Annotated in this window: 12 protein-coding genes and 1 pseudogene; 6 read left to right on the top strand and 7 right to left on the bottom strand. The window is 66.9% G+C overall.

What is annotated here, in order from left to right; translation table 11 throughout:
• From HX774_RS18070 to HX774_RS18060, 3 genes and pseudogenes are all read left to right on the top strand, one after another.
• A pseudogene (locus HX774_RS18070) lies at positions 1-430 on the top strand (lactoylglutathione lyase); the annotation flags it as partial.
• A gap of 3 nt (positions 431-433) precedes the next feature.
• Positions 434-955 carry a carboxymuconolactone decarboxylase family protein gene (locus HX774_RS18065; RefSeq protein WP_178828837.1) on the top strand — a complete coding sequence of 174 codons (522 nt, stop codon included), beginning with the start codon at positions 434-436 and terminating at the stop codon, positions 953-955.
• Positions 952-1,881: a DMT family transporter gene (locus tag HX774_RS18060; protein ID WP_255500541.1), complete on the top strand. Its 930-nt coding sequence runs from the start codon at positions 952-954 to the stop codon at positions 1,879-1,881. The genes HX774_RS18065 and HX774_RS18060 overlap by 4 nt, the downstream gene beginning before the upstream one ends.
• A 61-nt stretch (positions 1,882-1,942) precedes the next feature.
• On the opposite strand, the gene HX774_RS18055 is transcribed toward HX774_RS18060, so the two are convergent.
• The 7 genes from HX774_RS18055 to HX774_RS18025 form a co-directional block, all read right to left on the bottom strand.
• Positions 1,943-2,611 (bottom strand): SDR family NAD(P)-dependent oxidoreductase, encoded by a 669-nt coding sequence (locus tag HX774_RS18055; RefSeq protein WP_178828836.1) that lies wholly within the window; start codon positions 2,609-2,611, stop codon positions 1,943-1,945.
• Positions 2,612-2,626: 15 nt separating this feature from the next.
• Positions 2,627-3,262, bottom strand: a complete 636-nt coding sequence (locus HX774_RS18050; RefSeq protein WP_178828835.1) for a glutathione S-transferase family protein — start codon at positions 3,260-3,262, stop codon at positions 2,627-2,629.
• A 17-nt stretch (positions 3,263-3,279) separates the two neighbouring features.
• A complete protein-coding gene (locus HX774_RS18045; RefSeq protein WP_178828834.1) occupies positions 3,280-4,467 on the bottom strand; it encodes a thiolase family protein in 1,188 nt (395 codons plus the stop codon).
• Positions 4,464-5,354: a 3-hydroxyacyl-CoA dehydrogenase gene (locus tag HX774_RS18040; RefSeq protein ID WP_178828833.1), complete on the bottom strand. Its 891-nt coding sequence runs from the start codon at positions 5,352-5,354 to the stop codon at positions 4,464-4,466. The genes HX774_RS18045 and HX774_RS18040 overlap by 4 nt, the downstream gene beginning before the upstream one ends.
• Positions 5,355-5,668: 314 nt before the next feature.
• Positions 5,669-6,652, bottom strand: coding sequence for a fumarylacetoacetate hydrolase family protein (locus HX774_RS18035; protein WP_178828832.1), 984 nt, complete (start codon positions 6,650-6,652; stop codon positions 5,669-5,671).
• Positions 6,653-6,679: 27 nt separating this feature from the next.
• Positions 6,680-9,121: a TonB-dependent receptor gene (locus tag HX774_RS18030; protein ID WP_178828831.1), complete on the bottom strand. Its 2,442-nt coding sequence runs from the start codon at positions 9,119-9,121 to the stop codon at positions 6,680-6,682.
• 216 nt (positions 9,122-9,337) lie between these two features.
• A complete protein-coding gene (locus tag HX774_RS18025) occupies positions 9,338-9,976 on the bottom strand; it encodes a TetR/AcrR family transcriptional regulator (RefSeq protein WP_178828830.1) in 639 nt (212 codons plus the stop codon).
• Positions 9,977-10,043: 67 nt separating this feature from the next.
• Between HX774_RS18025 and HX774_RS18020 the strand changes: the two genes are divergently transcribed.
• Genes HX774_RS18020 through HX774_RS18010 form a run of 3 tightly spaced genes read left to right on the top strand, consistent with a single transcriptional unit; the run spans position 10,044 to position 13,159 of the window.
• Positions 10,044-10,775 (top strand): SDR family NAD(P)-dependent oxidoreductase, encoded by a 732-nt coding sequence (locus HX774_RS18020; RefSeq protein ID WP_178828829.1) that lies wholly within the window; start codon positions 10,044-10,046, stop codon positions 10,773-10,775.
• Between the two features lie 24 nt (positions 10,776-10,799).
• The gene (locus HX774_RS18015; protein ID WP_178828828.1) at positions 10,800-12,098 is read left to right on the top strand and encodes an acyl-CoA dehydrogenase family protein; all 1,299 of its coding nucleotides are present in this window, start codon (positions 10,800-10,802) and stop codon (positions 12,096-12,098) included.
• The gene (locus tag HX774_RS18010) at positions 12,095-13,159 is read left to right on the top strand and encodes a phosphotransferase family protein (protein WP_178828827.1); all 1,065 of its coding nucleotides are present in this window, start codon (positions 12,095-12,097) and stop codon (positions 13,157-13,159) included. Before HX774_RS18015 ends, HX774_RS18010 begins: the two co-directional genes overlap by 4 nt.
• Positions 13,160-13,240 lie beyond the last annotated feature (81 nt).

The raw sequence follows: 13,240 nt of genomic DNA, 5'->3' as shown, positions 1-13,240 counted from the left end.
CGCCCCCCAGCCCGGCGACATGGTCCGGGTGGTCGGCCGCGGCTTCCTCGTCCGTGATCTGGACGACGTCCTTCGCCGTCTCGACCACAACCTGGACCTCCGGCCCGCCGGCGCTGTCGAGCAGCTGAAGGGGGAAGGCTACAAGGTCGCCCGCATCGGCTTCAACCTGGGGACCAGCGCGACGCTGGACGTCATCCAGCCGACCCAGTGGGACAGCCCTTCGGGACGCTATCTGCACAACTGGGGGCCGGGCCCGCATTACATCCGCATCTCGGTCAACGGTCTGGACGCCAAGGCGGAGCGCCTGCGCGCCCTGGGCGTGAAGTTCGAACGGATCGAGCACAGCGAGGCAGTCGACGGCGCCCTGCTTCGCGTCGACCCCGCCGAGTTCGGCGGCGCGATCTTCGAGTTCTGCGAAGACAGGGACTGACCGATGGCCCGCGTCGCCCCTCTGCCGCTCGACAGCCTGCCCGATCCCTTGCGCGCTGCGATCGCCCAGGGGACGGCGACGCGGATGCTGTCCAACACTCTGCCGGTCCAGATCTGGGCGAGACGACCGGCGGCGGCCACCGCCTGGTTGGGCGTGATGGCTGAAATCCACGAACGGGGGGTGCTGCCCGAACGGTTGCGCGAACTGGTGCGGCTCAAGATCGCCTCGATCACCACCTGCCCCGTGTGTCAGATCGCCCGCAAGTCAGACGACGTCAGCGAGGCTGACATCGTCGCTTGCAGCGACTGGTCGGATCCCCGGTTCAGCCCGCCCGAACAGGCCGCCCTGCGCTTTGCAGAACTGTTCGCCGGGGACTACTTCTCGCTCGGAGACGAGATCTACGAGCACCTGCGGGCGCATTTCACCGAAGAACAGATCGTCGAGCTTCATCTGTTCAGCGGCCTGATGCTTGCTGGCGGCCGCATGACCTATGTCCTCAAGGGCTATGAGGACGCTTCGGCTTGAAGACCCTGTTCTCGCGCCTGCCGCCCAACGCCCAGGGCGCGATCTGGGTGCTGCTGTCCGGCGTAACCTTTGTCACCATGACCGTCCTGGTGAAGCACCTTGCCGGCGACTATCCCTCCCACGTCCAGAACTTCTATCGCCAGACGGGATCCTTGATCGTCGCGGTCCCCTTCATGCTGCGCAGCCCGCGGCAGGTGCTGTTCGTGCCGCTGGCGACGATGCCGCCCTTGTTCGTACGCGCCTTGCTCGCGACCGTCGGCATGATCCTGCTGCTCTACACCTACGAGGCCGTGCCCATGGCCGAGGCCAACGCCCTGTCCTTCACGCGCCCGCTCTGGGTCGTGCTGCTGGCCGCGGTCTTCCTTCGTGAAACCATCGGCCCCAGCCGCATCGCGGCGGTGGCGGTCGGCTTTGTCGGCGTCCTGATCATCATGCGTCCCTGGGGCGCGGGGGTCACGCTTGGCTGGCCGCATGTCGCGGCCCTCGTCTCGGCCCTTTGCCTGGCCGGCACGATCACAGGCGTGAAGTCCCTTACAAAAGATCTGTCCGCGAGCTCCATCCTGGTCTGGTCGAGCATTATCGGGGAGATCCTGTGTCTGCCGTTCGCCCTGGCCGACTGGCGCTGGCCCAGTGTCGGCGACCTGATCCCCCTGTTCCTGATCGGCCTGCTCAGCGCCGCCAACCAGGTCTTGTTCATCAAGGGGATGGCGGTCGGCGAGGCGGCCGTCCTGGCCCCCATCGACTATGCGAGACTGGTCTTGTCGATCATCGCGGGATTGGTCGTGTTCGGCGAACTGCCGGACGCCTACACCTATCTGGGGGCGGGCGTGATCGTGGCCTCGACCCTCTACATCACGAACCGGGAGATCCAGATCAGGCGCGCCAGGATGCGCGCCGTCGAAGCGTCTCCGCCAGAAGCCGCCTAGCCGTCAGAGGTGAGAGCGGCGGGCGCACACAGGCGCCCGGACGGCGAGGCGCTGAATCGCCTCAGGAGGCTGCGAGCGTGAGGCCTGCGCCGTTGACCGCCATGGCGGCGTCCGACAACAGGAAGACGATGGTCTCGGCGGCGTGCTCCGGCCGGACCCATCCGGCGGGATCGACGTCCGGCATGTCCCGACGGTTCGCCGGCGTATCCAGAATGGTCGGCAGGACCGCGTTGACGCGCACCCCTTGCCCGCGCAGTTCATTGGCGAGACTGCGCGTCAACGCCATCACGCCCGCCTTGGAGGCCGCATAGGGCGCCATGCCCGTCGCCGGATCGGCCGCCGCCGCCGCGCCGACGTTCACGATCGCGCCGCCCTGCTTCAACAGATGCGGCACCGCCGCCCGGCTGACGAGCGCGGCCGTGAGCAGGTTGGTGCGGTACATCCGGTCCCAGGTCTCCGCCTCGCTGCCGACCACGGGCTGCCAGACGAATCCCCCGGCGATATTGGCCAGCCCGTCGACCGCTCCGAAAGCGGCGACCACCGCCTCGATGGCCGCCTCCGCCGAGGCCGCATCGGCGAGATCGACGCCTGGCAGCACCAGATCCGCCTCGATCTCGAAAGACGGCGACGCGTCCACGGCGGCGACAAGGATATCGGCGGCCTTGAGCCGCGCCACGAGGGCGCGCCCCAGGGCGCCGGACGCTCCGGTGACGATAGCGGTGCGGCGCATGGCGGGTCTCCGGGGTCAGACAGGAAAAGGCGGGGTCTTCTCGCGCGCCATGGCGCGCTGAACGCCCGGTCGAGCGGCCATGCGGCGCGCCAGGGCGGAATAGTGCTTGAGCCCGGCGACCGGATGCTCTCCCGCGACGCCCCAGGCGTAGAAGACCAGGGCGTAGGCGTCAGCGACCGACATCCGGTCGCCGATCAGCCAGTCTCGATCGGCCAGGAGGGCGTCGATCTTGTGGAGATTGGCCTCGAACCGGATCCGGCCTTCGGTCTTCAGGGCCGGATAGGTCGTCTCGTCCGGCGTGAACCGGAAGGGGGCGCGCGCCATTCGCCCGGTGATGTGCACGGTGCTGGCGAACCAGGCGGTCAGGGACAGCATCCTCGCCTGATCAAAGGCGTCGTCCGGCGACAGGCCTGCGGCCGGCGCGGAACGCGCCACATAGTCCAGGATGGCGACGTTTTCGGTCAGCAGACGTCCGTCGGACATCAGGGCCGGAACGGAACCCGACGGGTTCGTCTGTCGCCAGGCGACGACGGAGTCCGCGTCATGCAGCCGGATGCGGCTCGCCTCGAAAGCCAGGCCGGACTCCTCGAGCGCGATATGAGAGGCCAGCGAACAGCTCGTCGGGGCATAGTAGAAGGTGAGCCGGGACATGGACGAGTCCTCCGGGTTCAGGCCGCCGGCCGGGGCATGAGGTTTTCGTAGAGGGTCGCCGTAGCCAGTCCGCCGGCGCAGCAGATCGCCTGAAGGCCGTAGGTCTCGCCGCGACGTCCCAGTTCATGGATCAGGCTCGTCGCGAGACGGGCGCCCGTGGCCCCGAGCGGATGGCCCAGGGCGATGGCGCCGCCGTTGACGTTCAGCCGGTCGGCCCCCACCCCGGTCGCCTGCATCCACATCATCGGCACGCTGGCGAAGGCCTCATTGACCTCGAACAGGGCGATATCGTCAAACGACAGCCCCGCGATGGCGGCCGCCTTGCGGCTGGCGGCGATCGGCCCTTCGAGCATCAGGGTCGGGTCAGCCCCCACCACGGCGGTCGCGCGGATACGCGCCAGCGGGGTCAGGTTGAAACGCCGCACCGCCGCTTCGGACGCGAGCAGGACCACAGCCGCACCATCTGAAATCTGGGAGGCGTTTCCGGCGGTGATGCGGCCGTTCTCGCGAAAGCTGGTCTTCAGCGTCGAGAGCTTTTCACGACTGGTGTCGCGACGAATGGTCTGGTCGGCCTCAAGACTGTCGCGCAGCCCGTCCCAGTCCTTCTCGCAAAGATCGGCGACCGGGACGGCGACGGTCTCGGCGCGGAAATAGCCGGCGTCGCTGGCCGCGGCGGCGCGTCGGTGGCTCTCTGCGGCGAAGTCGTCGAGGGCGTCGCGGTCGAAGCCGTACTTGTCGGCGATGCGCTCGGCGGCCTCGCCCTGGGACGTCAGCTCGTAGCGGTCCGAGACCTGCCAGCCGAAGGCTTCGCCGTGGATGGCCCGGTTGGAGCCCATCGGCACGCGCGACATGGCTTCCGCCCCGCCCGCGACCACGAGATCGCTCATGCCCGCCGCGATCTGGGCCGCCCCGATATGAATCGCGGCTTCCGAAGAGCCGCATTTGCGATCCACCGTCATGGCCGGAATCGTCTCCGGCCAGCCGGCGCCGAGCAGGGAGGTGCGGGCGATATTGGCCGACTGTTCTCCGATCTGGGTCACGCAGCCGAAGATGACGTCGTCGATCGCCTCGGGGCCGACGCCGGCGCGCGCGACCAGTTCGTTCAGCGCATGGGCGCCGAGCTGGTCCGCCCTCACGCCCGCAAGCGCGCCCCGAAACTTTCCGATGGGGGTGCGGACCGCCGCGACGACATAGACAGGATTCACAGCTGGCTCCCGCGCAGGCCGGATCCGGGCACGCGAAGGCCGTTTTCGTACCGGTACACGCCCCAGCCGACCTTGCGGCCATAGCGCCCCGCCTTGACCATCTTGATGATCAGCGGACATGGCCGGAACTTGTCGCCCAGGGTGGAATGCAGATAGTGCAGGACCGACAGGCGCGTGTCCCAGCCGGTGAGGTCGCCCAGCTCGAGGGGGCCCATCGGGTGGTTGAAGCCCAGGCGCAGCGCCGTATCGATGTCCTCTGCGGTGGCCGCGCCTTCCTGCAGCATCCACATCGCTTCATTGCCGGCCATGGCCGACATGCGGCTCGTGGTCAGGCCAGGCGTCTCGTTGACGACGATCGCCGTCTTGCCCAACTGGGCCACATAGTCGCGGCACCGGGCGACGGCCGCATCCGTGGTGGCCAGGCCCCGCACCAGCTCGACCAGCTTCATCTTCTGGACCGGGTTGAAGAAATGCATGCCGATGACCCGCGACGGGTCCTGGCAGGCGGCGGCGATCTCGGTCACGCTCAAGGCGGAGGTATTGGTTGCAATCAGGCCGGTCGGCGCCATGACGGCCTCTGCCTTGCGGACCACCTCCGTCTTGATCGCCAGATTTTCCGACACGGTCTCAACCAGAAGGTCGGCGCCCATGGCGCTGTCGGTCAGACTTTCCGACGTCGCAAACCGGGCCAGAGCCGCTGTCGCCGCCGCCTCATCCGTCTTTCCAAGCCGAACCCCGTCGGCGAGGATGCCTGCAACGGTCTTTGCAGCCTTGGCTAACTGTTCGGACGAAACATCGACCAGCCGGACGTCGTGTCCCGCCGAAGCGAACGCATGGGCGATGCCGACGCCCATGAGGCCGGCCCCCACCACTGCAACCTTGGCCATCAATCTCTACCTTCTGTTCTGAACGGGCTCGTCGTCCAGGCGCCCGGGGAGCCGGCCTGGATGGGGCCCGCAAAGCTGGGCCGCCCCGTGCGCAACGGACAAGCCGTCGCCTTCAATGCTTCTGTTCTAGCGGGAAACGATCCGCTCCAGCAAATGAAATTCTCTGTTGAGAACGCTATTCTGGAAATTTCAGAACGCAAACGCACATCGTCGTCGCAGGTCGTCCAATCGGACGGCGTCGAGGGCCAGCCGCGCGCCCTCCCCCCCTGACGCGCGGCCTCGGGATCGGAGGGCGACGCCCTGTCTTGTCTGTTTTAGACCGGCTTGAGGATGCGGTTGCGCAGCACGCCGATGCCCTCGACCTCCAGCTCGACTTCATCGCCGGACTTCAGGAAGCGCTGCGCCTCCAGACCGCAGCCGTTGCCGACGGTTCCCGACCCCAGAAACTCGCCTGGATAGAGGGTTTCAGAGCGCGAGATGAACGCGATCAAGTCTTCGAATTTCCAGTGCATGGCGCTCGAATGGCCCCTGCCCCATTCCTCGCCATTGACGCGCGCGATCATGGTCAGGGCATAGGGATCGGGCATCTCGTCGGCCGTGACGATGCAAGGCCCCATGGCGTTGCCGGTGTCGAAGTCCTTGCCCTTGGCCGGACCCAGCTGTCCGATCATCTCGGTCGCCTGAGCGTCGCGAGCGCTGAAATCGTTGTAGATGGTGTAGCCGAAGATGTAGTCGCGAGCCTTCTCGACCGGCACGTCCTTGGCCGCCTTCTTGAGGTAGCAGCCGTACTCGAGTTCGAAGTCCATGGTCCGGGAATAGAACGGCCAGATCACCGTCTCCTCGCTCCCGATCACCGAGAAACGGTTGGCCTTGTAGTAGATGGGCTGTCGAGCAAAAAGGTCGAGGATTCGTTGCTCCGCATCCGTCGGACCGGTGTCCTCGACGACGTCGACCCCCTTGGCCCGAGCCCGCATGGCCCGCGCCGCCGAATAGCATTGACGCAGGTGCAGCTCGAAGGAGCTGCAATCGCGCATCTGGGGCGGCGGATGGATCGGCGCCTTCAGGATGACGTCGGACCGCGCGACTACGGCTTCAGAGGTCGCGTCCCTGACCGCTTCCGCCGCCTTGTCGAGGGCGTTGTCGCCCCCCTCGATCAGCGCCAGCATGTCGGCCAGTTCAGGGGCATAAACCCCGAACCTCTGCTGATGGGCCGCAGCGAGATCGACGATCCGCCTATCGCCGTCGATGAAGGCCCCGGCCCGCTTCCGGCCGTCCGCCTCGAATGTCACAAGCCGCATCTCGGGCCTCCTTGCCGCCGTTCGCCGTCAGAACGGCCTGAATGTGACCTGAAGCATGATTTCACGCCCTCGATTCACGTTGCCGCTGAGGTCCGCAAGCCCCCCGCCCAAGGCCGTGCCCGTGCGGGCGGCCAGGCCGGTCTGCGGCACGTTGGAGGCGACATCGACCCGGAATTCCTCGGTAAGGTTGCGGCCTATGAGCGCCACCTCCCAGGCCCGGTCCGCACTGAACACGCGCACGCCCGCGTTCAGGAAGGCGACGTCGTTCTGCAGGGCGCCCGGATGCAGCTCCGGATGGGGATTGTACTCGGACTTGTAGAGGGTATCGAGGTTCATGCCCCAGTCGACGCCTTCGATCATCGTGGGGCCGCTGTAGGCGGCGCCCAGAGAACCCGTCCATTCGGGGGCGTTGACCAGCCGCTCCCCCGCCAGTTGCTGACCCGTGTAGCGGCCGGTCGACGGATTGAGCAACAGGTTGCAGCCGTCGGCGATCGTCTGGCCGATATAGCAGGTCGCCAGGAAGTCAGTGTACTTGGCGTCGTTGTAGTTGGCTGCGCCTCGGATCACGAGACCCGGAACCTGGCGCAGGCGGAGCGTGAAATCGGCTTCAACGCCCTTGACCGTCGCCGCGCCGGCGTTGTTGACCCGGATCACCGGGATACCGCTCGCGTTGTCGAGAGAGTTCACCTGCAGGTTGGTGTAGTCGTAGTCGTAGGCCGCCAGGTTCAGCCTGAGCGCGCCGTCAAACAGCAGGGCCTTGACCCCGCCCTCGAAGCCCTGGGCGGATTCCGGCAGGTACATGGCGTTCAGCGGGTTCACAAAGGCCGGCCCCGTGTTGGTCGCGGCCGCGAACCCACCCGACTTGAACCCTTCCTTGTAGGCCCCGTAGAGGGTCAGTCGGTCGGTCGGCCGCCAGGTCAGGGTCACTTCAGGCGAGGTGTTTTCGAAATCAGCCGAGGCTGGCGACACCGGCTGAGGCACGCCCTCCCGCGAGACGGCGAAATCCTTGGACTCCTTGCTCCAGCGCAGACCGCCAGCCAGCTCGATATTGCTGGTGACATCCCACAGCACCTGGCCGAACACCGATTGGGTCGAGCCGTCGATGTTGTGCAGGAACAGGGGCGAACCGGCCGCAATCGCGCGCGTATAGGTCTCCAGTTCGGAGGATTCGTAGAAGGCTCCGGCCAGGAAGTTGAAGGCGCCCGGCAGATCCGACGAAACGCGAACTTCCTGCGTGAACTGGGTGTATCCCGTGTTGCCGCTGAAGTCGTTCACGGCCGCAGCGTCCGATGGTGCGACCGCATAGGTGTCGACCCGGAAGTCCTCATTTCTCGCCCAGCCGGTCACGGACGTCAGCTTCAGCCACTCCGACGGGCGATAGTTGAGCTCGAGCGAATGGAGCTGCTGACTATAGTCCCCGGCTCCGGACGGATCCGTAAAGCCTTCGGGTGAATTCACCAGGAAGGCGGGGTTGATGTTGCCGTTGGCGTAGGTGGCGTCCGGACGGCAGTTGTCCACGGACAGGGCCTTGGCCAGGTCGGCGTTCGGCACGCCGCCGTTCAGGACGGTCGACTGCGGCGCCAGTTGAGGCGCACCGTTCGGGCAGTAGATTCTCTGGAAGCCGCCGGCCTGATTGTATCCGATGCCTTCGTTCTTCGCGTAGCTCAGCTTCAGACGCGCGTCGAAACGATCGCTCGGCTCCCATTTCAACGTCCCGCGCGTGAAGAAGAAGGTTTGCTGAGGTCCGCCGGAGGTCGCCCCCGTCACCGATCCCGGACGGATCGCATTCGCCGCTTCCGCCGCCTGACCCGCAATATTGTCGCGCCAGCCGTCCATGTCGGCGCCGTAGACGACCAGACGACCGCCGAGGGTTTCGGTGATCGGTCCCGACACAACGGCTTCGAGCTGGCGCTCCTTGGCGTTGAACTCATAGCCGGCGCGCGCCTGGGCCTCGAATGATCGGCCGGGATCCGCCGTGGTGATCGAAATCACGCCCGCCGGGCTGTTCTTGCCGAAGAACAGGGCCTGAGGCCCCCGCAGGACCTCGATCTTCTCCATGTCGATCTGGCCGACGCGCACCGCGCCGCCGCGAGACAACTGAACGCCATCGATGTTGATGGCGACGGTCTGCTCGAATGTAGGATTGGAGCCCGCCGTCGTTCCGACCCCGCGCAGGGACACGGTGCCGCCAACGCCGCCTGAGACTTCGCCGACCGAGATGCCGGGCGTGACGGCGCGAAGGTCCTGCAGGCTGTCCACCGCCAGCGCGCGAAGCTGTTCGCTTCCAAGCACGGTGACCGCGACCGGCACGGAGATCGGGGCTTCGTCGCGGCGACGCGCGGTGACCACGACCTCGTCAAGTCCGGTGACAGTCTCGGTCTCCGGTCGGCTTTGAGCCGCAGCCGGGCTGGCGAACGAGATCAGCGCCCAGGCGAGCGCCCCGCATGAAATTCCTGTCTTCACGTCCATCGTCTTCCCTCTCCCTCGCCCTCTGATCCTACGTCTGCGCGCAGGTGCTACGGGCCGATTCCGGCCCCGCCCCAGGGCATGACCGCGCCGCGATGCTAGTCAGAGATATCCCGGGTCGCAATCCAAAATCTGATACCGGAATAAAGTTCTGCATTCCGAACCGCTTTGCACCAACCCCGGACGCGCACCCCTCAGCCCTCCGCGCCGAGCCGAGACCTAGGGCCTATTCGCGTCCGCAGGCGAAACCACCCCCACCAGGGTCCGCACGAGATCCGCGAGCGTCTCGTCCGGCTGCCAGAAGGGGTGCGCGGCGCTTGTCGCCAGGGCGGCTTCCCGGGCCGTCATGACCGCCCGCAATCCCAGACTGAGGAAGACCAGTCGCCGTTCGAGGACGTCAGGAGGGGCCGGCGAAAGCCGCCGAATATGGTCGAGGCAGCGCTGATAACCCCGGTTCCAGCCGTCGCCGACAATGCGCTCGAATTCCGCCCGGTTCTGCAGACTGAAGGTGCTGATGAAGCGAAGATAGTCGCCCTCTCCGCCTTCGGCGCCGAGCTCGGTCGACGGCAGGATGAGGACCTCCATCACCTCGTCGAGGGATTGCGGCCCCCCGGCGGCCTCAAGGGCGTCCAGCCGGGCGTTGCGCCGCTCGTCGATCAGGCGTGCGCCGTCGATCACCAGTTGAGCAACCAGGTCGTCCTTGGACCCGAAGTAGTAGTGCAGCGACGCGCCATTGCGCTGCCCTGCCGCCGCCAGGATGTCGCGGACGGACACGGCGTCGACGCCGCGGGCCGCGAACAGGCTCTGGGCGGCCCGTTTGATCGTCTCTCGGGCGATGTCTGCTTTCTCAGCTTTCATGGATTGACGACCTAGCGCACCCATGTGAAATAAAACAACTGTTTCATTCTTTCGCTTTAGGACCGCTGTGGATCTCGACTTCACTGACAAGACCGTCCTGATCATCGGCGGAACCAGCGGCATAGGCCTGGCCTGCGCCCAGGCCTTCTCCGCCAGGGGCGCCCGGGTCGCCGTCACCGGCACCCGCGCCGGCAAGGCGGACTACGGCGACGCCGCCGAAGCCCTCGCCCCCTTCGCCTTCTCGACGCTGAACGTGGCGGAGGCCGGGGCGGTCGAGGCCTGGACGCCGCCCTTCCCCGCCCTCGACGTGGTGATCCTGTCCCAGGGCGCCGTGGAGTATCGGCGACGGGAGTTCGAGGCGGAGACCTTCCGTCGAGTCGTGGAGGTGAACCTCAACAGCCTCATGGCCTGCGCCCAGAAGCTGGCGCCGGCGCTGGAAGCGCGACAGGGAAGCCTGATCCTGATCAGTTCCGTGGGCGGCCTTCGCGCTGCGCGGGGCAATCCCGCCTATTCGGCGTCCAAGGCGGGCGCGATCCACCTGACCCGCACCCTCGGCGACGCCTGGGCCGAGCGGGGCATCCGCGTCAACGGGATCGCGCCCGGCCTGATCGCAACCAAGATGACCGAAGTGACGACAGCGGATCCGAAGCGGCTGAAAGAGCGCCTCAGGGGCATTCCGCTGCAGCGGTTGGGACGGCCCGAGGAGATCGCCGGCGCGGCGCTCTTCCTGGCCTCTCCGCTCGCGACCTACATCATCGGGGAGACCATCGTCGTTGACGGCGGTCGAACCCTGTCCTGACACCGAACTGACTGGAGACGGCCCATGGCCTGGGAATTCGAAACCGACCCCGACTTCGCCGAACAGCTGGCCTGGATCGACGCCTTCGTTCGCGAGGAGATCGAACCGCTTGATCTGATCCTGCAAAGCCCCTTCGACCTCGACAATCCACTGAACCGCCGGTTCGTCCGACCGCTCCAGCAGCAGGTCAAGGCGCGAGGCCTATGGGCCTGCCACCTCGGCCCCGAGCTGGGCGGTCCGGGTTACGGCCAGGTCAAGCTCGCCCTGATGAACGAGATCCTGGGTCGATCCGTCTTCGCCCCGACCGTCTTCGGCTGCCAGGCGCCGGACTCCGGCAACGCCGAGATCCTGGCGGTCTACGGGACGGACGAACAGAAGGCGCGCTACCTTCAGCCCCTGCTCGCCAATGACATCGTGTCCTGCTTCTCGATGACCGAGCCCCAGGGCGGCGCCGATCCCACGACCTTCACCACTCGCGCCGAGCAGCGCGACGACCACTGGTTCCTCAACGGCGAGAAATGGTTCGCCACCAACGCCCGCTACGCCAGCTTCTTCCTGGTCATGGCGGTCACCGATCCCGATGCGCCGCCCCATCGCCGCCTCTCCGTCTTCATTATTCCCAAGGACGCGCCCGGGCTGGAGATCGTCCGCAACGTCGGCTACGGCGATCGCGATCCGGCTCACGCCTATCTCCGCTTCACGGACGTCGCTGTTCCTCTGGATCACATGCTGGGCGGCCAGGGCGACGGCTTTGTCGTGGCTCAGGTTCGCCTCGGCGGCGGACGCATCCATCACGCCATGCGCACGATCGGCAAGGCGCGACAGGCCTTCGACATGCTGTGCGACCGCGCCCTGGCGCGTATCAGCCGGGGTGAACCGCTCGCCAGCAAGCAGATGGTGCAGGAGAAGATCGCCGACAGCTGGATCGAACTGGAGCAGTTCCGTCTTCTCGTCCTTCGGACCGCCTGGAAGATCGACCGGGAGAAGGACTACAACCGCGTCCGGGGCGACATCTCTGCGGTCAAGGCGGCCATGCCCAAGGTGCTGCACGACATCGCCGCGCGGGCCGTCTACATCCACGGCTGCCTGGGACTATCCAACGAAACGCCCCTGGCGGCCATGGTGCTGGACTCCTTCCAGGTCGGCCTCGCCGACGGCCCCACCGATGTTCACAAGGTGACCCTGGCCAAGCAGCTGCTGCGCGGCCGGAAGCATTCCCAGGGCCTCTTCCCCGACTATCACGTCCCGGCGCGTCGCGCGGCCGCCCTGGCCCGATACGGCCTGGCCGGCGACGAAGCGGGCCTGAAGGCGGCGATCGCATGACCATAGACCGTCCGCACGGACTGGAGCTCGTCGACCTCGAGGCCCTGGCCGGATGGATGGGCGATCAGGGCCTCGGCGCGGGCCCGATCACGGAGGTCGTCCAGCTGACGGGCGGCTCCCAGAACGTCCTTCTGCGCTTCTGGCGCGACGGGCGCGAATACGTGCTTCGGCGCCCGCCGCTGAACCCGCGACGCGACGGCAGCGACACCATGCGGCGCGAGGCGCGGGTCCTGCGAGCCCTGAAAGGATCGGACGTGCCCCACGCCGGACTGATCGCTGACTGCCCTGACGCCTCGGTGCTCGGCGCCGCCTTCTATCTGATGGAGCCGCTGGACGGGTTCAACGCCGCTGTCGGCATGCCGCCGCTCCATGCGGAATCTCCCACTGCGCGCCGCGCCATGGGCCTGTCGGTGATCGAGGGCCTCTCGCGCATCGCTCTCGTCGATTACGAAGCGGTCGGGCTCGGCGACTTCGGCAAGCCGGAAGGCTTTCTCGAACGCCAGTCGCGCCGCTGGATGAAGCAGCTTGAAAGCTACGATGAGTTCGCCGACTGGCCCGGCCCCGACGGCTTGCCCGACGTTCACGCCATCGGGGCCTGGCTAGACCGGCGCCGGCCGGAGACCTTCCGCCCCGGGTTGATGCACGGCGACTTTCATCTCAAGAACGTCCTGTTCCGCCAGGACGCCCCGGTCCTTGAGGCCGTGATCGATTGGGAACTATCGACCATCGGCGATCCCCTGGTCGATCTCGGCTGGCTGCTGGCGACCTGGCCCGGCCCGGGCGGGGACATGAGCCAGACCACGATCGTCGTCGAGCCCTGGGAGGGCTTCCCCGAGGCGGAAGAACTGGTCGAGGTCTACGGCCGGCTGACCGGCGCCGACCTGTCGAACCTGCAATGGTACAAGGTCTTCGCCTGCTACAAGCTCGCCCTCATTCTCGAAGGCAGTTACGCGCGGGCTTGCGCCGGCAAGGCGCCAATGGAGATCGGCGAGCGCCTGCATGGGAACGCCGTGCGGCTGCTGGGCCGCGCCGCGCGCTGGATCGATGAGGCCCGATCATAGAAAACGCCCGCCGGAGGGTTCCGGCGGGCGTTTCCCAGGTCGCTCCGGGGAGAGAGCGCGCCTAGCGACGGCCCGAGACCG

The organism is Brevundimonas sp. P7753 (assembly GCF_013386595.1).
Taxonomy (GTDB): Bacteria; Pseudomonadota; Alphaproteobacteria; order Caulobacterales; family Caulobacteraceae; genus Brevundimonas; species Brevundimonas bullata.
The sequence above is the reverse complement of the archived record's forward strand: the minus strand, read 5'-3'. Positions and strand labels throughout refer to the sequence as shown.

Coding starts and splice junctions, on each gene's coding strand:
- HX774_RS18065 (WP_178828837.1), top strand. CDS start 434: ATGGCCCGCGTCGCCCCTCTGCCGCTCGACAGCCTGCCCGATCCCTTG.
- HX774_RS18055 (WP_178828836.1), bottom strand. CDS start 2,611: ATGCGCCGCACCGCTATCGTCACCGGAGCGTCCGGCGCCCTGGGGCGC.
- HX774_RS18050 (WP_178828835.1), bottom strand. CDS start 3,262: ATGTCCCGGCTCACCTTCTACTATGCCCCGACGAGCTGTTCGCTGGCC.
- HX774_RS18040 (WP_178828833.1), bottom strand. CDS start 5,354: ATGGCCAAGGTTGCAGTGGTGGGGGCCGGCCTCATGGGCGTCGGCATC.
- HX774_RS18035 (WP_178828832.1), bottom strand. CDS start 6,652: ATGCGGCTTGTGACATTCGAGGCGGACGGCCGGAAGCGGGCCGGGGCC.
- HX774_RS18030 (WP_178828831.1), bottom strand. CDS start 9,121: ATGGACGTGAAGACAGGAATTTCATGCGGGGCGCTCGCCTGGGCGCTG.
- HX774_RS18025 (WP_178828830.1), bottom strand. CDS start 9,976: ATGAAAGCTGAGAAAGCAGACATCGCCCGAGAGACGATCAAACGGGCC.
- HX774_RS18015 (WP_178828828.1), top strand. CDS start 10,800: ATGGCCTGGGAATTCGAAACCGACCCCGACTTCGCCGAACAGCTGGCC.
- HX774_RS18010 (WP_178828827.1), top strand. CDS start 12,095: ATGACCATAGACCGTCCGCACGGACTGGAGCTCGTCGACCTCGAGGCC.